The organism is Actinosynnema pretiosum (genome assembly GCF_024171695.1).
Lineage (GTDB): Bacteria > Actinomycetota > Actinomycetes > Mycobacteriales > Pseudonocardiaceae > Actinosynnema > Actinosynnema pretiosum.
Genome location: NZ_JAMTCF010000019.1, coordinates 58,112 through 78,299 on the forward strand (window position 1 = coordinate 58,112; position 20,188 = coordinate 78,299).

A 20,188-nucleotide genomic window follows, 5' to 3' on the forward strand; every position below is an offset into this window, starting at 1 on the left:
GTCTACACCAGTCAAGGCCATCCGGATTCCATTCGGGGGCGACGAACCCCTAACAATGAGAGCGCTCCCATGCAGGTCAACCCCTATGTGGTCCATTGTGGACGATCAAGTTCGGAGGGTGGGGGGAACCCCGGTTTTCAGCGGACCACCACCTGTTTCGGGTGCGGGATAGCGGTTGGGGGGCGGGGCGGCGGGAGCGCGGGAGCGGACCCGGCGCGCGACCGGGAGGAGGGCGACGGGCGGGTGGCGAGATCACCGGCGTGCCACCCAGGATCGACTGAACGGCTGCGCGACATGACGGTGGCGACGGCGGCGGCCACGGCCACGGCCACGGCAGCCCGCCCCGAACCACAACCCGACCCGACCCGACCCGACCCGACCCGACCCGACCTCGACGCTGCCCCACTCCCGATCTCGACTTCAACTCGGACTCGGACTCGGACTCGACCCCGGTCCCGGCCTCGGTCTCAAGCTCGGTCTCGACCCCGGTCTCAGTCCCGGCCACGGCCTCAGTCTCGGTCTCAATCCCGGTCTCAATCTCAAACCTGAGAGTGGGGCCGGGGTCGGACCTATGGGAGCGAGGCCGGTTTGAGTGAACGGACCACTCGCCCAAGGAGGGTGAACGGACCAATCACCACCGAGCCCTGGTAAACGGACCGATCACCGCTGACCAGCGAAGAGTCAACTCGCACAGCCCCAAGTGAACGGTCCGTTCACCTCAACCCCGTGAACGGTCCGTTCGCTTCCAACCGGGTTGAACGGTCCGTTCAACCGGGATCGGGAAACCGAGAGCGCGAACCGCCCGGTCAGCAGTCCGTCATCGAACAAGCGGTCAATCGCATCGCCATCAACGACATCGCACGCCGTTTGATCAATTGACCCGGAGGAGGGTTTTGCCCACGGTGTGGCGGGCTTCGATTGCGGCGTGGGCTTCGGGGGCGCGTTCCAGGGGGAACCGCTGGCCTACGACGGGTTTCAGCGTTCCGGTCTCCGCGTGTCGAAGCGCTTCCCGGAAGGCCGCCCTGATCCGGTCGGGGGTCGGACGTTCCGGGCGCACCAGTTCAACCCCGCGCCGAGCCGCATCCACGGGGTCGACGGCGGACCACTCGCCGCTCGCCAAGCCGTAGCTGACCATCCGGCCGCCCGATCTCAGCAAGCCGTGCGCCGTCCGCCCCAGCGGTCCGCCCACGCCGTCGAAGACCACGTCCACCTCGCCCACCAACCCCTCCCAGCCGGTGATCGAGTAGTCCACGGCACGCGCTGCCCCCAGATCGCGGACCAGTCCGACCTTGCGCGTCCCACCCGCCGCACCCACCACCTCGGCCCCCGCAGCCGTCGCCAGTTGGACGAGCAGGCTTCCCACCCCACCCGCTGCCGCGAGCACCAGCACGCGCTTCACCGAATCCGGGACCCGCCCTCCGCCCTCAGCCGCATCGGCAGCGGCACCACCGCCCCTCGGCTGAGCACCGACCCCCGCACCCGACTCTGCAAGATCACCACGCCCGGCGGCAGGCCCCACCACCAACCCAGCCGCCCGAAGGTTCAACACCGCCGTCCGCCCATCCGCCACCAGGGCCGCCGCCTCGTCAACGCCCACCCCTTCCGGCACCACCACCGCCTCCGCAGCGTCCACCACCACCCGCTCCGCGTACCCCCCGCTCCCCCCGGTACTGGCCGCCACCACCCGCCCCAGCAGTTCCCCGCTCACCCCGTCCCCCACTGCGGTCACCACCCCAGCCACCCCACCGCCAGGCACATACGGAACCCGTACCGGCCACGGAGCGTTACCGGCGCGCGCCTGCGTTTCCACGAACGTGACAGCCGCCCAGACCACCTCCACCAGCACCTGCCCGCCCCCCGGCACCGGGTCGTCCACCTGCTCCACCCGCAGCACCTCGGGCCCGCCGAACTCCGTCACCCGCACCAACCGCACCGAATTCCTCCTTCACCGACACCCGCCCCCAACCCCCGGCCAGACCCGGCCAGACCCGGCCAGACCCGGCCAGACCCGGCCCCCGGCCAGCCTCCGCTAGCCCCGACTAGACCTGGCCAGCCCCAGCTAGACCTGGCCAGACCTGGGCAGGCCCGGCCAGCCCCAGCCAGACTTGGGCAGGCCTGGGTTCACCACCGGCGCCCCCGGCCAGACCTGGGCCACCCCCAGACCCACCGCCTGGCCCGCCACCAAGCCGACGGCCACGCCACCCCAGGCCCCAACCATCAGCCCAACACCGCGCCGCCCCCAGGCCCAACTACCAACCCGTCAGGCACCACCCACCACCCGCCACCACCGCGCCGCCCAGGGCCACCACCCCGCCTCATGGCCACCCTCCGCCCCGTCTCATGGCCCAACCACCAATCCGCCAAGCACCACTCGCCACCACCGCGCCGCCTTAAGGTCGCCACCGACCCGCCTCATGGCCGCCCCCGCCCGCCCCAGTCCCCAGTCCAGCCCCAGTCCCCGGTCCCCGGCCCCGGCCCCGGTCCCTGGTCCCCGATCCCTGGTCCCCGATCCCTGGTCCCTGGTCCCCGATCCCTGGTCCCTGGTCCTTGGTCCCTGGTCCAGCCTCAGCCCCCAGCCCAACTCCAGTCCCCAGCCCAACTCCAGCCCAACTCCACCCCTCAGCCCTCAGCCCGACCCCAGCCCCAGCCCCAGCCCCGACCCAGACCCAGACCCAGACCCAGACCCAGCCTGCGACCTGAACCGCACCGGAGGTCAAGCCCGTCCTTGTCCCCGCCCCCGAACTGCCCCTACCCTCCCTGGGAGCGCTCCCAGAACCGTGTTCACCCGACGTCAGAGCAGACGGAGGAAGACCGCATGAGACCGCGCACCCCCGCCCCCCGGCGTGCGATCGCCGCATCGGCGGCACTGGCTCTGCTCGCCGCAGCAGCCACTGCGGCCCCCGCCACCGCACAATCCGACCAGCGGGCGACCCCCGATCGGGGGCAGTCACCCACCGTGACGCAGGCCTACGAGCGGATCGTCAACGGGTCGTTCGCCTCCGGCACCGCCGACCCCTGGTGGGCGGGTTCCGGCGTGTCCAACCGGCTCGTCGACGGCGAGCTGTGCGCACGGGTCCCCGGCGGCACCGCCAACCCGTGGGACGCCCTGATCGGCCAGAACGGCGTCCCGTTCGAGGCGGGTCAGGAGTACGCGCTCACGTTCACCGCCAGGGCCGACCGACCGCGCCCCGCAGCCGCCGCGCTCGGCGAGGGCGTCAGCCCGTACCGCCAGATCGCCAAGCACGACGTGCAGCTCACCACCGAGCGCCAGACCTTCACCTTCACCTTCACCTCGGACCTGGACTTCCCCGACGCGGGCGCGGGCCAGCTCACCTTCCACCTGGGCGCGCTGCCCGAGGAGAGCACGGTCTGCGTCGACGACGTCTCCCTCGTCGGCGGGGTGAAGCCGCCGGGCGGCGAGCCCACCGGCCCGGCGCGCAAGGTCCTCGTCGACCAGGTCGGCTACCTGCCGAAGGGCCCGAAGCACGCCACCGCGCTGCACCCGGCGACCACCCCGCAGCCGTGGACCCTCACCAGGGGCGCGACCACCGTCGCCAGCGGCACCACCACCCCGAAGCCCGCCGACGCGGCCTCGGGCGACCCGGTGCACCTGATCGACTTCTCCGCCGTCGAGACCGAGGGCGCGGACTACGTGCTCACCGTCGGCGAGGAGTCCAGCTTCCCGTTCGAGATCGGCACCACCCACCTGGCGGATCTCCGCACCGACGCGCTGAAGTTCTTCTACCACCAGCGCAGCGGCACCCCGATCGAGGCCGCCCACGTGGGTGAGACCTACGCCCGCCCGGCCGGTCACGTCGACGTCGCCCCGAACAAGGGCGACAGCGCCGTCGGCTGCCTGGTCGACTGCGGCTACACCCTGGACGTGCGGGGCGGCTGGTACGACGCGGGCGACCACGGCAAGTACGTGGTCAACGGCGGCATCTCGGTCTGGCAGGTGCTCAACGCCTACGAGCGCGCCAAGCTCAAGGGCGCCGACGCCGCGCTCGGCGACGGGAAGCTGAACATCCCGGAGAGCGGCAACGGCGTGCCGGACGTGCTGGACGAGGCCCGCTGGGAGGTCGAGTTCCTGCTCAGGATGCAGGCCCCGGATGGCATGGTCCACCACAAGATCCACGACGTGAACTGGACCGGCCTCCCCCTGCTCCCGCACCAGGACCCGCAGGCCCGCAGGCTGTCCCCGACGAGCACCGCGGCGACCCTGAACGCGGCGGCCGTGGCGGCGCAGGCCGCGCGGTTGTGGCGCTCGGTCGACCCGGCGTTCGCCGACCGGACCCTCGCGGCGGCCGAGCGCGCCTACGCGGCGGCGAAGGCGAACCCGGCCAAGCTCGCCGACCCGAACGACGCCACCGGCGGCGGCGCGTACAACGACAACGACGTCAGCGACGAGTTCTACTGGGCGGCGGCCGAGCTGCTGACCACCACCGGCAAGTCCGGCTACCGCGCCGACGTCACCTCGTCGCCGCACTACAAGGCAGCCGCGCTGAACGGCCGGGGCATCGACTGGGCGTACACCGCGCCGCTGGGCGACGTGACGCTCGCCCTGGTCCCGAACGGCCTGCCCGCCGCCGACGTCGCGGCGACCAGGGCCCGGTTCGCCCAGGTCGCGGACGGGATGCTGGCGCAGGCGGCGGCGCAGAACTACCCGGCCCCGTACGAGACGGTGAACTACGACTGGGGCTCGAACGGCCTGATCGCCAACAACGGCGGCGTGCTGAGCGTGGCGTTCGACCTGACGGGTGAGGCGAAGTACCGGGACGGGGCGTTCGAGGCGCTGCACTACCTGCTGGGCCGTAACCCGGTCGGGTACTCCTACGTCACCGGTTACGGCGAGCAGCCGGTGCGGAACGTGCACCACCGGCACTGGGCGAACCAGCTGGACCCGTCGCTGCCGATCGCGCCCCCCGGCGTGCTGTCGGGCGGTCCGAACAGCGCGCTGCAGGACCCGGTGGCGGCCAGGCTGCTGCAGGGCTGCGCGCCGCAGAAGTGCTTCGTGGACCACATCGAGGCGTACTCGGTCAACGAGGTCACGGTGAACTGGAACTCGGCGCTGGTGTGGCTGTCCTCGTGGGCGGCGGAGGTCGCGGAGGCGCCGCAGCAGCCGGAGGGCGGCTGCTCGGTGTCGTACCGGGCGAGCTCGTGGTCGAACGGCTTCTCGGCGAACCTGGTGCTGCGCAACACCGGTGACCAGCCGTGGTCGGCCTGGGAGCTCGGCTTCACCTTCCCCGGTGACCAGCGCATCACCCAGTCGTGGTCTGGCGTGTGGAGCCAGGACGGCAGCCGGGTGCGCGCCGCCAACGCGGCCTGGAACGGCTCGGTGCCGCCCGGCGGTTCGGTGCACCTCGGGTTCACCGGCTCGCACGGCGGGACGAACCAGGACCCGACCGGGTTCTCGGTGAACGGCGCCCGCTGCGCGGCGGGCTGAGCAAGGCGCGGCATCGTCCGGCGGGGGTCCACCGCGGCACTCCCGGTCCCCCGCCGGGCGCTCGGCTAGCGGTGCGCGGCCTGGCCGACGGGCCGCACCAGGATCTCGTTGACGTCCACGCCGGGCGGCTGCGAGACCGCGTACATGACGGCGCGGCCGACGTCCTCGGGCGCGAGCTTCGGGTCGTCGGCGCGGGAGGCGGGCACGCACCCGGTGTCGGTCAGCCCCGGCTGCACGACGGTGACCCGCACACCGGTGCCGACGCACTCGGCCCGGATGCCCTGGGCGAGCCCGGTGACGGCCCACTTGGTGGCCGAGTAGAGGTTCCCCGGCCGCACGCCGCGCCCGGACGCCGAGCCGGTGAGCAGCAGGTGCCCGCGCGAGGCGATCAGGGCGGGCATGGCGGCGCGGGCGGTGAACGCGGGGCCGCACACGTTGGTGACGACCATGTCGGTCCAGGTGTCGGGCGGGTCGCCGTCGTCGGTGGTGAACGAGGTGTCGACGCTGGTCCCGGCGTTGGCGAGCACCACGTCGACCCGCCCCCACTCCCCCAGGACCCACTCGAACAGGTCGGATACCTGCTCCCAGGAGCGGACGTCGCAGGCGCGGGCGCGGACCCGGTCGTCCTCCCGGTCGCGCAGGGCGTCGACGTCCCGCGCGGCGAGCACGACCCGGTAGCCCGCCTGCTCGGCCATGCGCGCGGTGGCCGCACCGATGCCGCGCGTTGCGCCCGTGATCACGAAAACCCCTGATTTCATGGGGAAACACGCTACTGGGTTCGGGTTTCCGAAACGTTTTCACCAAAAAGAGTGACGAGAAGCAACCTCTTGCACTAATTCCCTCCGTAAAGACGGATGCAAGGTCACCCGAGCGTGACCGGCATCGACCGATTGGGGGATCATGGGCAGCGAGCAGTTCAAGCGGCGGGCCGCGCTGGGCCTGGGTGGGGCCGCGGCGGCCACGGTCGCGTTCGGCGGGGTCGCCTCGGCGCAGCCGACGGCCGCGACCGAGGGCGTCGACTGGGAGTCGCTCATCCCGACCAGCGCGGACCTGTCCCGCCTGAAGATCAACTGGACCTACCAGGCCCAGAAGGCGATCGCGGGCGGCACCTGGTCCTCGCACATCGCGTTCAGCGACCCGGACGGCACGCTCAAGCCCGCCGTCGAGGACAACGCGGACCGCGTGGTCGAGGCGTACAGCGTCAACAAGATCGCGGTCGCGGTGGCCGTGCTGGACAAGGTCGACCGGGGGCTGCTCACGCTCGACCAGCGGGTCGACGTGACCGAGGCCATCGTCATCCAGGACACCGACGGCATCTTCGGCCTGGACGGCGCGTACCCCAGCTCGGTGACGCTCGGGCACGTCCTGGCGACCCTGCTGACCGTCTCGGACAACACCGCGGTGCGGCTGTGCGGCCTGGTGGTCCCGGCGCTGGAGCTGAACGAGATCCTGCGGTCCAAGGGCTTCACCGCCACCCAGGTGGTGCCGGTGGCGAACCCGAACCGGTTCTTCCTCGGCACGACCACGCCGCGCGAGACCTTCACCCTGCTGCAGAAGCTGGTGCGCGGCGAGCTGCTGTCGGCGGCGTCGACGGCGCACCTGCTGAACGTGCTGCGGTCGCTGACCTCGTTCAACGACGGCATCCGGGCGCGGTTGACCTCGCCGGAGCGGCTGAACGTGGCCACCAAGGCGGGCTGGTTCGACGACGGGCGCAACGAGGCGGGCGTGGTGTTCGACGCCCAGGGCAAGCCGATGATCACCTACGCGCTGTTCGCGTCGGGCACGTTCCGGGGCGACACGGCCTCGCACCTGGAGGACTACGGCGCCACCCACCCGGCCGCGCGCGCCCGCGCGGGCCTCGGGCGGGCCATGTACGACTCGGTGCTGCGGGTCACCGCGAACACCTCCAGGGTGTACCGCGCGAAGAGGCACCAGCCGTACAACGGCGGCTGATCGGGGAATTCCCCGGTTTCGGCGGACTCGCGCCGTCGATTCAGCGGTGATTCAGCGGCGTGTCGCCCGGCGGGATGCGGAGTTCTTCCCGCCGGGCACGCTCCCAGCCGCCGGGTTTGCGGTTTCCGCAGGTGGAAACCGGTGCGCGCGACTCATCGGCGGGAAATCCGGTGATTTCCGGTATCCGAGCGGACCCGTTCGCGCTCCTTTCCGGCAAGGGGAGTCGACGGGGATCGGGGGATGCCGGATGACCGGGCTTTTGCGCCTCAACGCCGCACGACCGGGTGAGTCGGACCCGCCGCTGCGGGCGTCGCGCGAAGTGCAGGGGAACGTGCTGGCGGCGTTCAACAAGGACCACCAGCAGTTCAGGTTCGTGCGGTTCGGCGACGCCCGGCTGGCGCGGACCTGGCTGGCCGGGATGCTCGGCCACGTGTCGGTCACCGCCGACGTCGAGGACTTCAACGAGGCGTTCTCGCTGGGGCGGACGATGTTCGGCCAGGACCCGACGACGCTGCGGGCGACCTGGGTGAACCTGTCGCTGACCGCGCGGGGCGTGCTGGCGGTGGCCGCCGACCCGACCGCCGTGGAGGCCGACCTGCGCGCGGTCGACCCGCTGCTGGTGGAGGGGGCGCTGGCGCGGGCGGAGGCCAACGGGGACACCGGGGAGTCCGGGCCCGCAGGGTGGGTGTTCGGCGGGGACGGGGGCGCGGTGCACGCGGTCGTCACGGTCGCCTCGGACACGCGCGAGCGGCTGCGGGCCACGACCAGGCAGCTCGACCTGCTGGACCGGCTGCTGGGGGTGCGGCACCTGCACCTGCAGGACGGCGAGGTGCTGCCCGCGCCGCTGGCCGGGCACGAGCACTTCGGCTACAAGGACGGGATCTCGCAGCCCGCCGTGCGCGGTTTCCACCGCGAGGACCCGGCGCGGCCGGGTCACCGGCTGGACCACCCAGGGGCGCTGCTGGTGAACGCGGGCGAGTTCGTGCTCGGGCAGCGGACGGAGCGCGAGGTCGAGCCGGTGGTGCCCGCGTGGCTGCGGGACGGGTCGATCCAGGTGGTGCGCAGGCTCAGCCAGGACGTGGCCGGGTGGCGGGCGGCGGTGGAGGCGCACGCGCGGGCGATGGCGCCGCAGGTGGAGCCGGAGCGGATGGGGGCGCTGCTGGTGGGCAGGCGGCTGGACGGGACGCCGCTGGCGCGACCGACCGAGCCGGCGGAGAACGACTTCGACTACGCGGACGACCCGCTCGGCGCGGCGACGCCGTGCACGTCCCACATCCGCAAGGCGAACCCGCGCTCGTTCACGGCGCCGTCACCCAGGACGCACCGGATCCTGCGGCGCGGCATCCCGTTCGGACCGCCGCACGACGTGGAGCCGGAGGTGGAGCGGGGGCTGGTGTTCGTGGCGCACTGCACGTCGCTGGCGGAGCAGTTCGAGTTCCAGCAGCGGGTGTGGGCGAACGACCCGGCGTTCGCGGGCGGCGCGGAGGGGGCGCCGACCGGGACGGACCCGGTGATCGGGGTCGCGGGTGGGGGGACGGTGGACGCGGGCGGGAGCCGGGGGGAGCTGGGGTTCCGGCGGTTCGTGCGCACGACGGGGGCGGTGTACGCCCTGGTGCCGTCGGTGAGCGCGCTGAGGCTGCTGGCCGCAGGCCGAGCGCTGCCCCGGTAGGACCGGGGCGGAGCTCGCAGGCGGGCCGGTCGTGACCGCCGTCCACGACCGGCCCGTTGGGGGGGTGGGGTGAGGGGCGGGTGGCTCCAAGGTGAGGCAGTCGAAGGCGGTCGGGGCAAGCACGGGGATTCTCCGCCGAACGGACCGTTCACCCGCCCCGGCACCACTCCGCACATCCGCTCAACCTGCACAACCGACTCGGCCCACACACCCGCTCAAATCCTCAATCACTGACCACACACCCGCTCGACAGCACACCCGCACACCGTGCAACCGCTACCGCCGCCCGCAGGGTGACAAGAGCCCGGTTGAACGGTCCGTTCAACGAGGGGTGAACGGACCGTTCAACCGCCCAACCACACCACTGCACCACTGCACCACTGCACCACTGCACCACTGCACCACCGCACCACCGCACCCCATAGGTGGCCATGCCCGGTTGAACGGACCGTTCAACCGGCCACGCTCCGTAACTCCCGCTCAACCACCTCAATCACGCAGCCACACCACCGCCCGAAGGCGGCCATACCTGGTTGAACGGACCGTTCAACCGGCCACGCTCCATAACTTCAGCCCAACCACCTCAGCCACACAGCCACACAGCCACACAGCCACACAGCCACACAGCCACACAGCCACACAGCCACACAGAAGTGGCCATACCTGGTTGAACGGACCGTTCAACTGGCCGCCCTACATCACTCCCGCGCAACCACCTCATCCGCGCAGCCACGCCACCGCCGCCCATACGTGGCCAAGCCCGGATGAATGGACCGTTCAACCGGCCGTCCCGCATCACTCCCGCCCAACGCCCTCAAGCGTGCGGCCACACCACCATCAGCAGGTGGGCCAAGGCGGTCGAACGGACCGTTCAACCGGCTTCGTGACCAGGCCGAAGACCGAAGTGCCAGCTCAGTGGCTCATCCTCCCGGTTTGCCGCTTTGCGGCACTACCGCGCCACCAGCCGCCGGAAATCAGTCGCCGGTCGCCGGTCACAGTCCACGATCGAGGCCCACAGACCTTCGGTCTCCGCCAGCCGCCAGCCGCCAGCCGCCAGCCGCCAGTCGCCAGTCGCCAGTCGCCAGTCGCCAGTCGCCAGTCGCCAGTAGACCGGCCTATTCCGGTTGAACGGTCCGTTCAACCGAGCGGGCGGTGAGCCGTCGTGTGCCTTCCGCCTGCCATCCGCGTCCGGTGGCCAAGCGCCCAGCGCTCCAATCGCCCCCGCTCGCCCCGCAGGGTTCACCCGTCATCCCGCTCGGCATCCAGCCGAAGCCATCCCGCGCGCAGGGCCCAGCAATTCACGCCCGGTCTCCGCCTGCGCCCCAGCACCAACTCCGCACCCACCACCAACTCCCCCGGTCGCACACCCACCGCCAACACCCCACCCCCACACCCCACCCAGCCACCACACCCCCCCCCCCCAAACCGCCCAACCACCCCCGAACCACCCCGCCAACCCCCACCTTTTCCCCACCGCGCCGCGCCAGGCTCTTGTCTTCCCGCCCAACCGGGCTAGTCTCGCCCAACCACCAACCCGGAGGAGGCCGCCTTGGCGTTGCGGCAGGTCACGCTGGCCGAGGTTGCCAGGCACGCGGGGGTCTCGCTGGCGACGGCCTCGCGCGTGCTCAACGGCAGCACCCGGCAGGTCAGCGACGAGCTCAGGGACAAGGTCGTCGGCAGCGCCGAGCAGCTCGGCTACCTGCCGAACGCCGCCGCGCAGGCGCTCGCCCGCAACAGCAGCGTGCTGGTGGGCCTGGTGGTGCACGACATCGCCGACCCGTACTTCTCCAGCATCGCGGCGGGTGTGACGAGGGTCGCCGAGGAAGCGGGCATGGTGCTCGTGCTCGGCACCACGAACCGCGACCCGGCGCGCGAGGTCGAGCTGGTCAACACGCTCCGCGCGCACCGCGCCCGCGCCCTGGTGATCGCGGGCAGCCGCAGCACCGACCGGGCGTCGACCGCGCGCCTGGCCGAGGAGGTCGCCGCGTTCACCGCCCAGGGCGGGCGGGTGGCGTGCATCTCCCAGGCCAAGCTGGGCGCCGACACGGTCGTGCCCGGCAACCGCGCGGGCGCCCGCGCGCTCGCCAGGGAGCTGGCCGCGCTCGGGCACAAGAGGTTCGCGGTGCTGTCCGGCCCGACCGACCTGGTGGTGGCGCGCGACCGCCTGTCCGGGTTCCGCCAGGGCCTGGCCGACGCGGGTCTGGAGCTGCCCGACCGGGCGGTCTTCCCCAGCGGGTTCACCAGGGACGGCGGGCACGGCGCGGTGGCCGACCTGCTGGCCGCCAAGACCGGCGCTACCTGCGTGTTCGCCGTCAACGACGTCATGGCGACCGGCGCGGTGGCCGCGCTGCGCGAGCGCGGGCTGGACGTGCCCGGCGACGTGTCCGTCGCGGGCTTCGACGACATCCCGACGCTGCGCGACCTCCAGCCCCCGCTGAGCACCGTGCGGCTGCCGCTGGAGCAGATGGGCGAACGGGCCGCGCGCCTGGTCCTGGACGAGGTCGGGGGCCCGCCACGCACGGTGCGCGTCGCAGGTGAGGTGGTGCTCCGGGCCAGCACGGCTCGACCTGCGGGAACCGGACTGCGCTGAGCGACGTTCACAACCTAAAATGGAGACCCGCAAGGGTCCCCGTGACGAGGAGTGATCTACCCAGTGCTCGACGAGCAACCGTGCAGTACTGAGCCGGGCCCCACACCCGGCTACCCGTCCCACCCGGTCCCCCCAGGGGGTGACCGGTGACTGGAATCCTGCTCAGCGTGCTCGGCCTGCTGGCCGTCGTGGCGCTGACCGCAGGCACGTTCATCGCGGTCGCGGCGGAGTTCTCGCTGACCGCGCTCGAGCGGAGCACAGTCGAATCGCACGTCGCCCACGTGGGCGACGCCAAGGCCAAGGCCGTCGACAAGGCCCACCGGTCCCTGTCGTTCCAGCTCTCCGGAGCTCAGCTGGCCATCACGTTCACCACCCTGATCACCGGCTACATCGCCGAACCGGCCATCGCGCAGCTGCTGTCGCCGGGTCTGACGGCGGTGGGCGTCCCCCAGTCCGTCGCGGCGCCGATCTCGATCGCGATCGCGCTGGCGCTGGCCACGACGCTGTCGATGGTGTTCGGCGAGCTGGTCCCGAAGAACCTGGCGATCTCCAGACCGCTGGAGACGGCGCGCGCCGTCGCCGGGATGCAGGCCGCGTTCTCGTCGGTCTTCCGCTGGTTGATCAACGGCATGAACGGCGCGGCGAACTGGATGGTGCGCAGGCTCGGCGTCGAGCCTGCGGAGGAGCTGGCCTCGGCCCGCTCGCCGCAGGAGCTGGGCGCGCTGGTCCGGTCCAGCGCCGAGCACGGCACGATCGACGAGGGCACGGCCGCCCTGCTGGGCCGGTCGCTGCGCTTCGGCGACCGCACGGCGGGCGAGCTGATGACCCCGCGCGTGCGGGTGGAGTCGCTGCGCGCCGACGCGACCGTGCTCGACCTGGTCGCCAAGGCCCGCGAGACGGGCAAGTCCCGCTTCCCGGTGCACTCGGGCGACCTGGACGAGGTGCGCGGCATCGTGCACGTCAAGCAGGCGTTCAGCGTGCCGCGCGAGCGCCGGGCGACCACGCCGCTGTCAGCGCTGACCAGGCCGGTGCAGACGGTGCCGGAGACCCTGGAGGGCGACGCGCTGCTGGACCGGCTGCGCGCGTCCGGGTTGCAGACCGCGCTGGTCGTCGACGAGTACGGCGGCACGGCCGGGCTGGTCACCCTGGAGGACGTGGTGGAGGAGATCGTCGGCGACGTGCGCGACGAGCACGACCGCCGCGAGTCCGCGCCGGTGCGCTCGCTGGGCGGGGACAGCTGGATGGTCTCCGGCCTGCTGCGCGACGACGAGGTGGCCGAGGCGACCGGGTTCCGGATGCCCGAGGGCGACTACGAGACCCTCGCGGGTCTGGTGCTGTCCGAGCTGGGGCGCATCCCGGACGTCGGTGACGAGGTCCACCTGGACGGCTGGCGGATCACCGTGATGCAGATGGAGAAGCACCGGGTGGCCGAGCTGCGGGTGGCCAAGGTCGAGTCGGCCGAGACGGGGGCGTCCCGGTGAGCGACGGCTGGCTGCTGGTCATGACGTTCGTCCTGCTCGGGTGCAACGCGTTCTTCGTCGGCGCGGAGTTCGCGCTGATCAGCGCCCGTCGGGACCGGTTGGAGAGCATGGTGGAGCGCGGGGTCGCCCGCGCCGCGCTGGTGATCAAGGCCAGTCGCGAGGTGTCGCTCATGCTGGCGGGCGCGCAGCTGGGCATCACGATCTGCTCGCTGCTGCTGGGCCGCCTCGGCGAGCCCGCCGTGGCGCACCTGATCGAGGGCGCGCTGCACCCGCTGTCGATCCCGCCGGTGGTGCTGCACGGGGTGTCGTTCGCGATCGCCATGATGCTGGTGGTGGTGGCGCACATCCTGCTCGGCGAGATGGTGCCGAAGAACCTGGCGATCGCGAACCCGGAGCGGCTGGCGATCTGGCTGGTGCCGGTGCACGTGGCGTTCATCAAGGTCGTGCGACCGTTCATCAGCCTGTTCAACATCGCGGCCAACGGGGTGCTGAGGTTGATGAAGGTGGAGCCGAAGGACGAGCTGGAGTCGGCGTACACCTCGGACGAGCTGTCGCTGCTGATCTCGCAGTCGCGGCAGGAGGGGTTGCTGGAGGACTCCGAGCACCGGCGGTTGGCGCAGACGCTGTCGTCGGCGGAGCGGACGGTGGCGGACGTGCTGGTGCCGCTGGACCGGGTGACGTCGCTGTCGGCGCGGCCGACGATGGCGGAGGTCGAGTCGGCGGTGGCGGAGACCGGGTTCTCCCGGTTCCCGGTGCGGTCGACCGATGACCTGGTCGGGTACTTGCACGTGAAGGACGTGCTGGACCTGGCCGAGGCGGGCGAGGGCGCGACCGTTCCGGCGGGGCGGGTGCGCGGGCTGCCCGAGGTGCCGGTGGGGGCGCGGTTGGACGAGGCGCTGGCGTCGCTGCGGCGGTCGCAGAGCCACCTCGCGAAGGCCGTGGGCCCGGACGGCGCCACGCGCGGTGTGGTGGCGCTGGAGGACCTGGTGGAGGAGTACGTGGGCACCGTCCGCGACGGGACGCACGTGCGCCGCGAGGTGTGACCTTCACGGCGGGCCGCTAGGCGGTCTGCTTCACCACTCGAGTGCCCGTCCCGCTGCGTGCGGGGCGGGCACTCGGGTGTTGAGGGCTTGTGCGCGGGGCGCGCCTGCACCGACCGTGTCTCGGCGCAGGTGAACGGACCGTTCACTCAAAGCCAGCCAACAGACCACTCGCCCGGTTTTTGGTCTTGTGGGCGCCCGCCCGGTCGGGTATTGGGGAGCCGGTTGGACGAAGTACCGTGTTCACCATGGGGATCGTCACCGCGCCGACCGCGCTGTCCCAGCAGGAGTGGACCGCTCGCCGGGACGCCCACGTCGAGCGGGTGCGGCGGTGGACCGGGCCCCACCTGGAGCGCAAGGCCGCCGGGGTCAAGCACCCGATCATGGACTTCCTGTTCAGCTACTACAGCTTCCGGCCCTCCCGGATGGAGCGGTGGCACCCTGGGCCCGGCGTGGTGCTGGAGGGGGAGCTGGCTCGCGATTACTTGCGGTGGCCGTTCTACCGGGAGACCCCCGAGGGTGTGTCGCTGGATCGTGAGCGGTTCACGGAAGAGCGGTTGACCACCATCGGGTTCACCCACCGGTTGCTCACGGCTACCGCTTCCCGCGCGCCCCGGTTGGGCTGCTTCGGGCTGCACGAGTGGGCGATGGTGTACCGGTTGCCCCAGGAGCAGGTCAGGCACAGCGCGTTGCCGTTGCGGCTCGGGCCCGAGGGCACGGACGCGGTGGTGGAGTCGCAGCGGGTGCAGTGCGGGCACTACGACGCGTTCCGGTTCTTCACCCCCGAGGCCAGACCGCGCAACGCGCTCACCCCCACCCTGGACAGCCGGGTGGAGCTGGAGCAGCCGGGGTGCCTGCACACCTCGATGGACCTGTTCAAGTGGGCTTACAAGCTCGACCCGGCGACGCCGTCCGAGCTGGTGGTCGACTGCTTCGAGCTGGCCGTCCGGGTGCGCGAGCTGGACATGCGGGCCAGCCCCTACGACGTGAGCGCGTTCGGTCACTCCCCGGTGCGGATCGAGACCCCCGAGGGACGGGCCGACTACGCCAGGCGACAGAGCGCCTTCGCCGACGAGGCCGCGCCGTTGCGGGCTGCCCTGATCGGGTTGACCTCGGCGCTGCTGGACGGGGCGGCACTGCTGGACGGGTCGCCCGCCTCGGGATGAGCCACCGCCCTGGGCAGGCGCGACCGGGCACGAGGACCGCGCAGGCAGCGGTCCACCGCTGGGCCGACTTCACCCCCAGGTCAACTTTCACCTGTTAGCGTGACCCGCCCTGGCGTGACCGAGGGCGGTTCCGACCACCGGAGGGACGATGTCTCGACACCGCACGCTGCGGACCAAGGTGCGGCGCGGCATCGCCGGGTGGCCCATCACCATCATCGGCTTCGTGGCGCTGCTGGTGCTCGGCTGGTTCGGCTGGCAGTGGATCGGCGACGTGGTCGACCAGCGCGCGGCCGTGCAGGCCGGTGACTGCAACGAGGGGCCCGCGGCGTTGAAGGTCGCCGCGACGCCGAGCGTGGCGGACGCGGTGCGGAAGGTCGCGCAGGCGTGGAGCGCGCAGCGGCCCGTGGTGTACGACCACTGCATCAGCGTCGAGGTGCTCTCCAGCGACTCCGAGGTGGTGCTGGAGGGGCTGACGAACGTCTGGGACGAGGAGAAGCTCGGGACCCGGCCGCACGCCTGGATCACCGACTCGGCGGTCTGGGCGAACCGGCTCGCCGCGCAGCGCCAGTCCATGATCGGGTCGCCGCCGGAGTCGATCGCGACCAGCCCGGTGGTGCTGGCGATGCCGCAGGAGGCGGCGGACGCGGTGCAGGCCGGGCCGGGGTTCCGGTGGACGGACCTGACCACGATGGCCTCGACCGGCTGGGACCGGTTCGGCAAGGCCGGGTGGGGGGCGTTCGAGATCGCCATGCCGGACCCCGCGGTCAACCCCGGCACGGCCATGGCGCTCCAGGCGGCGCTCGCGGGCGCCGGGCCCGAGCCGACCGGGCCGGTGACGGCGGACCTGCTGGCGCAGGAGCCGGTGAAGCAGGCGATGGCGAAGCTGGTCGCGGCGCGGCCGGAGCAGACGACGACCAGCACGTGGCAGGCCATGGCGGCGCTGGCGGCGAACCCGGCGGTCGGGTCGGTCGGGTTCAGCGCGGTGCCCGCGTTCGAGGTCGACCTGTACCGGCACAACACGGGCGCGGAGGACAACCGGCCCGCCCCCGCGACGCCGCTGGCAGGGGTGGCCGCGCAGGGCGTGACTCCGGTGGCGGACTTTCCGTTCACCGCTCTGTCGGGTGAGTGGGTGAACGAGGCGCAGGCGCGGGCCGCGCAGGCGTTCCGGACGTTCCTGAAGGCCCCCGAGCAGCGGGCCACGCTCGCGGCGGCGGGGCTGCGGGTGGAGGGCGTGACCGAGCGGCCGAGCCCGGCTCCCGGTGTCGCGTGGGCCGAGGTGACGGATCAGCTCAAGCCTGCCGACGCGGCGGCGACGCAGCAGGTGACGGGCGCGTGGGCGACGGCCGACAACGGGCAGGTCGTGACGGTGCTGGTGGACACCTCGCAGACGATGGGCGAGGACGGCGGCGGTGGGCGCACCCGGTTGGACTGGGTGCGGGAGGCGCTGGCGGGGCAGGTGAACCGGGCGGTGTCCGGGTCGGTGGGGTTGTGGGAGTTCGGCACCGGGGCGGGCGGGGACGAGGCTTACCGGGAGCTGGTGCCGACCGGGTCGGTGGGGGCGCAGCGGCAGTCGCTGCTGGACGCGGTGGGGCGGCTCAAGCCGCGCGGCGAGACCCGGCCGTTCGAGGCGCTGGTGGCGGCGTACGAGGACGTGCTGGCGGACTACCGGGACGGGAAGCGCAACCGGATCGTGGTGATCACGGATGGCGGGGCCGACGGGGACCTGTCACCCGCTGACGCGAAGGGGCGGTTGGAGGGGTTGAAGGTCGCCGGGAAGGACGTCGGGATCAGCGTGGTCGTGCTGGGGAGCGGCGCGGACGGGCCGGGGTTGTTCCAGGACATCACGAAGGCGTTCGGCGGCGGGACGGTGTCGGTGGTGGAGGACGGGAGCGGCGTGGACGCGGCGCTCGGGCAGGTGCTGGCCGGGCGGTGACGCCCTGAGCGGGTGCTCGCCGGGTGAACGGACCGTTGGCGAACGGGCGGCCGGGCGAGCGGACCGCTGACAAACGGGCGGCTGAGCGAATGGTCCGCTGACAAACGGGCGGCCGAGCGAACGGTCCGCTGACAAACGGGCGTCTGAGCGAACGGACCATTCGCAAACGGACAGCCGAGTGAACGGACCATTCGCGAACAGGCAGCCGAGCGAACGGACCGCTGGCAAACGGGGTGTTGAGCGGGCGGACCGCTGAATTGGGGATCGCCGGATAGGCGAGCCCCGAGTGAACGGACCGCAAGACAGGTCGACCGCCGAGTGAACGGACCGCAAGCACCGGGCGAACGGGCCGTTGAACGGGTGACCCACCTGGGGGCACGCCCCCGAGTGAACGAGCTATTGGGCAAATGGCGCGCTGGGCGAACGGACCGATGGGCGAGCAGTCTGCTGGCATGCGCGCCACACACCGATGAGCCGGGAAAGCCGTCGTCGGAGCGGAAACTCGTCGTCAGGTCGGTGAACGGTCCGTTCACCGGCCCCAACCGGCTACACCTCCCCCCTGACCAGCGCCACCCCCAGCGCCGTGCGCAGCGACACCACCTCGCGCCCCTCCCGCCTGCTCACCGCCAACCCGGCCGCCCGCAGCACACCCAAGTGCTGCGACACCGCCCCCGCCGTCACCCCGAGCGCCCCCGCCAGCTCGGTCACGCTCACCGGTCGCTCCAGCGCCCGCAGCAGCGCCGCCCGCGTGCCGCCCAGCAACCGGTCCAGGCCGTCGCCGGTGACGCGGCAGGAGCGCTGCCACACCGAGCCGAAGCCGCGCGCCGGGTAGTGCAGGCCCAGCCGCAGCGGGCTGTCGCGCAGGTGGGTGCCCGGCCACACGAACGCCGACGGCAGCAGCACCAGGTCGCGCTCACCGGGAGTGATCGCGCGGCCGGAGACCACCAGTCTGAGCGACTCGAACGTCACGTCCGGGTGCAGCTCCCCCAGCACGGCGGGTGGTCCGGCGTCGAGCAGGCGCTGGCCCCTGCGCTCCAGGTCGCCCTGCAGCACGCCCTCGACCTGCGCCCACACCGGCCGGATCACCGCGTCGTGCACCGCCCGCAACCGCTCCTGGAGCCGGGGCACGGCATCCGGAGCGGCCAGCAGCTCGGACTGCGCGCCCAGCGCCCCCGTCACCCGGTCGGGGGTGGTGGTCCAGGTCAGGGCCTCCAGCTCGGCGTCGAAGCCGACCATGCGGTTGCCCGGTGTGGGTATCAGGAACTCCGGTATGTCGGGTCTGGCCACCAGCGCCGACAGCGCTGACCGGTCATCGGGCAGCGCGGCGAGCTTGCCGGTGGCCCAGCTCAGCCACTCGGCGTGCGGGTGCGGGGCGTGCGCGCGGGCCATCAGGCGCAGTCCGGCGACGGTCTCCCAGATCGGTGATACGGCGAAGCGCAGGCGCATGGGTTGAGTCCACACTAAAAGGCCCGGGTCACCAACACGTGGTGCGAAGGTGGCCGCATGACGTGGGGACGATTGCAGGCGGTAGCGATCTCGGGTGCGGCGGGGCAGGGCCTGCTGCTGACCCTGCTGCCGCTGCTGGCCGTGTCGATCACGACCGATCCGGCGGCGGTGTCGCTGGTGAACGCGGTCGGGCAGCTCCCGTGGCTGCTGTTCTCGCTGTTCGCGGGCGTGCTGATCGACCGGGCGCGGCGCACGGCGGTGCTCGGCTGGTCGTTCGCGGTGCTGGCGGCGTCCGCGCTGGCGCTGGCCGCGATCGGGGAGCGCGGCGGGTTGCCGCTGCTACTCGCCGTGGCGTTCGTGGTCACCTCGGCGCAGGTGCTCGGCGACGGCGCGTCCGGCGCGCTGGTGCCCGAGGTCGTGCCGCCCGACCGGCTGGCGTCGGCGAACGCGCGGCTGATGGTGATCGAGCAGGGCGTGGTGCGGTTCGTGGTGCCGCCGCTGGCCGGGTTCGCGGTCGGGGTCGGCACCGGGTACGCGGCGTGGGGCGCGCTGGTGTGCGCGCTGCTGGCGCTGGCGATGATGCGCGGCACGTCGTCGACCCCCGCGCCCCCGAGCGGGCAGAACCCGCTGCGGGAGATCGCGGAGGGGCTGAAGTACCTGGTCGGGACGCGGTTGCTGCTGGCGATCAGCGTGGCGGTGGCGCTGGGGTCGTTCGCGTCGGCGGCCGAGCTCGGGGTGTTCGTGCTGTACGCGATGCAGGAGATCGGGGTCGACGAGTTCGGGTACGGGGTGCTGCTGGCCTGCACGTCGGCCGGGTGGGTGGCGATGTCGTTCTTCGTGGACGCGATCGTGCGGCGGCTCGGCTACTCGTGGTCGATGCGGCTGGGGCAGCTGGCGATGGTGCTGAGCGCGGTGGCGCTGGCGCTGGCGCCGAGGTCGCCGGTGTTCGTGGGGGTGGTGATGTTCCTCAACACGGCGCTGGTGCTGATCTGGAACGTGTGCTCGCAGTCGTCGCGGCAGCGGTTCACGCCGAGCAGGCTGCTCGGGCGGGTGCTGACGGGGCACCGGGCGCTGGCCTGGGGGTTGAACCCGCTGGGGGCGCTGGCGGGCGGGCTGCTGGCGGCGCAGGCGGGGTTGCGGTCGGTGTACTGGATGGGGGCGGTGGTGCAGGTGGGGGCGCTGGCGGTGGCGTGGTTCGCGCTGTCGCCGAAGGCGTTCCGGGAGGCCGAGGACGCGGCGGCGGCTCGGGCGGTGGTGGTCTAGCGCGCGGTCGACTGGCCGGCCTCGGCAGCCCGGACCGGCGCCACCCTGCGGTCGACCGGGAACGACGCGCGCTCGACCACTCCCCCGCCTTCCAGGCCGGTCACGTCGCGGGAGACGGCGCTCGTGGCCACCGCCACTCGCGCGGGTCCGGGATCGGGCACGCCACCGGAACGCCGGAGGGGCCCGCGCTCGACGGCGCGGGCC

Annotated in this window: 15 protein-coding genes; 10 read left to right on the forward strand and 5 right to left on the reverse strand. The window is 72.5% G+C overall.

Annotated elements, in window-relative coordinates; all coding sequences use genetic code 11:
* Positions 1-726: 726 nt before the first annotated feature.
* Positions 727-879, forward strand: coding sequence for a hypothetical protein (locus tag LV78_RS31805; protein WP_253849720.1), 153 nt, complete (start codon positions 727-729; stop codon positions 877-879).
* Here LV78_RS31805 and LV78_RS31810 read toward each other — a convergent pair.
* Both LV78_RS31810 and LV78_RS31815 read right to left on the reverse strand, forming a co-directional pair.
* Positions 872-1,918, reverse strand: coding sequence for a zinc-binding dehydrogenase (locus LV78_RS31810; protein WP_425546861.1), 1,047 nt, complete (start codon positions 1,916-1,918; stop codon positions 872-874). The two genes, LV78_RS31805 and LV78_RS31810, sit on opposite strands and share 8 nt — an antisense overlap.
* Before the next feature lie 141 nt (positions 1,919-2,059).
* Positions 2,060-2,197 carry a hypothetical protein gene (locus tag LV78_RS31815; protein WP_253849722.1) on the reverse strand — a complete coding sequence of 46 codons (138 nt, stop codon included), beginning with the start codon at positions 2,195-2,197 and terminating at the stop codon, positions 2,060-2,062.
* A 759-nt stretch (positions 2,198-2,956) separates the two neighbouring features.
* Between LV78_RS31815 and LV78_RS31820 the strand changes: the two genes are divergently transcribed.
* Complete coding sequence (locus LV78_RS31820; protein WP_253849723.1) at positions 2,957-5,443, forward strand: glycoside hydrolase family 9 protein; 2,487 nt, start codon at positions 2,957-2,959, stop codon at positions 5,441-5,443.
* A gap of 65 nt (positions 5,444-5,508) precedes the next feature.
* Here the strand turns inward: LV78_RS31820 and LV78_RS31825 are convergent, their stop codons facing one another.
* Positions 5,509-6,201, reverse strand: a complete 693-nt coding sequence (locus tag LV78_RS31825) for an SDR family oxidoreductase (RefSeq protein ID WP_253849724.1) — start codon at positions 6,199-6,201, stop codon at positions 5,509-5,511.
* Between the two features lie 142 nt (positions 6,202-6,343).
* On the opposite strand from LV78_RS31825, the gene LV78_RS31830 reads away from it, so the two are divergent.
* The 7 genes from LV78_RS31830 to LV78_RS31860 all read left to right on the forward strand — a co-directional run bounded on the left by LV78_RS31830 (position 6,344) and on the right by LV78_RS31860 (position 17,275).
* Complete coding sequence (locus LV78_RS31830) at positions 6,344-7,396, forward strand: serine hydrolase (RefSeq protein ID WP_253849725.1); 1,053 nt, start codon at positions 6,344-6,346, stop codon at positions 7,394-7,396.
* Between the two features lie 247 nt (positions 7,397-7,643).
* Positions 7,644-9,065 (forward strand): Dyp-type peroxidase, encoded by a 1,422-nt coding sequence (locus tag LV78_RS31835; RefSeq protein ID WP_253849726.1) that lies wholly within the window; start codon positions 7,644-7,646, stop codon positions 9,063-9,065.
* 1,549 nt (positions 9,066-10,614) lie between these two features.
* Positions 10,615-11,655 (forward strand): LacI family DNA-binding transcriptional regulator, encoded by a 1,041-nt coding sequence (locus LV78_RS31840; RefSeq protein WP_253849727.1) that lies wholly within the window; start codon positions 10,615-10,617, stop codon positions 11,653-11,655.
* 146 nt (positions 11,656-11,801) lie between these two features.
* Positions 11,802-13,136, forward strand: coding sequence for a hemolysin family protein (locus tag LV78_RS31845; protein ID WP_253849728.1), 1,335 nt, complete (start codon positions 11,802-11,804; stop codon positions 13,134-13,136).
* Complete coding sequence (locus LV78_RS31850) at positions 13,133-14,179, forward strand: hemolysin family protein (RefSeq protein WP_253849729.1); 1,047 nt, start codon at positions 13,133-13,135, stop codon at positions 14,177-14,179. Before LV78_RS31845 ends, LV78_RS31850 begins: the two co-directional genes overlap by 4 nt.
* Before the next feature lie 245 nt (positions 14,180-14,424).
* Entirely contained in the window at positions 14,425-15,342 is a 918-nt protein-coding gene (locus LV78_RS31855; RefSeq protein WP_253849730.1) for a 3-methyladenine DNA glycosylase, read from the forward strand.
* Between the two features lie 148 nt (positions 15,343-15,490).
* Positions 15,491-17,275, forward strand: coding sequence for a substrate-binding domain-containing protein (locus LV78_RS31860; protein WP_253849731.1), 1,785 nt, complete (start codon positions 15,491-15,493; stop codon positions 17,273-17,275).
* A gap of 546 nt (positions 17,276-17,821) precedes the next feature.
* Here LV78_RS31860 and LV78_RS31865 read toward each other — a convergent pair.
* Positions 17,822-18,721, reverse strand: a complete 900-nt coding sequence (locus LV78_RS31865; protein ID WP_253849732.1) for an ArsR/SmtB family transcription factor — start codon at positions 18,719-18,721, stop codon at positions 17,822-17,824.
* 57 nt (positions 18,722-18,778) lie between these two features.
* Here LV78_RS31865 and LV78_RS31870 point away from each other — a divergent pair, with 57 nt between their 5' ends.
* A complete protein-coding gene (locus LV78_RS31870; RefSeq protein WP_253849733.1) occupies positions 18,779-19,984 on the forward strand; it encodes an MFS transporter in 1,206 nt (401 codons plus the stop codon).
* Here the strand turns inward: LV78_RS31870 and LV78_RS31875 are convergent.
* On the reverse strand, positions 19,981-20,145 hold the full coding sequence (locus tag LV78_RS31875; protein ID WP_253849734.1) for a hypothetical protein: 165 nt from the start codon (positions 20,143-20,145) through the stop codon (positions 19,981-19,983). The two genes, LV78_RS31870 and LV78_RS31875, sit on opposite strands and share 4 nt — an antisense overlap.
* Between the last annotated feature and the right edge of the window lie 43 nt (positions 20,146-20,188).

Bases quoted from the DNA above. Each gene is read 5' to 3' on its own strand.
- LV78_RS31860 (WP_253849731.1), top strand. From the start codon at position 15,491: ATGTCTCGACACCGCACGCTGCGGACCAAGGTGCGGCGCGGCATCGCC.
- LV78_RS31830 (WP_253849725.1), top strand. From the start codon at position 6,344: ATGGGCAGCGAGCAGTTCAAGCGGCGGGCCGCGCTGGGCCTGGGTGGG.
- LV78_RS31865 (WP_253849732.1), bottom strand. From the start codon at position 18,721: ATGCGCCTGCGCTTCGCCGTATCACCGATCTGGGAGACCGTCGCCGGA.
- LV78_RS31835 (WP_253849726.1), top strand. From the start codon at position 7,644: ATGACCGGGCTTTTGCGCCTCAACGCCGCACGACCGGGTGAGTCGGAC.
- LV78_RS31855 (WP_253849730.1), top strand. From the start codon at position 14,425: ATGGGGATCGTCACCGCGCCGACCGCGCTGTCCCAGCAGGAGTGGACC.
- LV78_RS31825 (WP_253849724.1), bottom strand. From the start codon at position 6,201: ATGAAATCAGGGGTTTTCGTGATCACGGGCGCAACGCGCGGCATCGGT.
- LV78_RS31870 (WP_253849733.1), top strand. From the start codon at position 18,779: ATGACGTGGGGACGATTGCAGGCGGTAGCGATCTCGGGTGCGGCGGGG.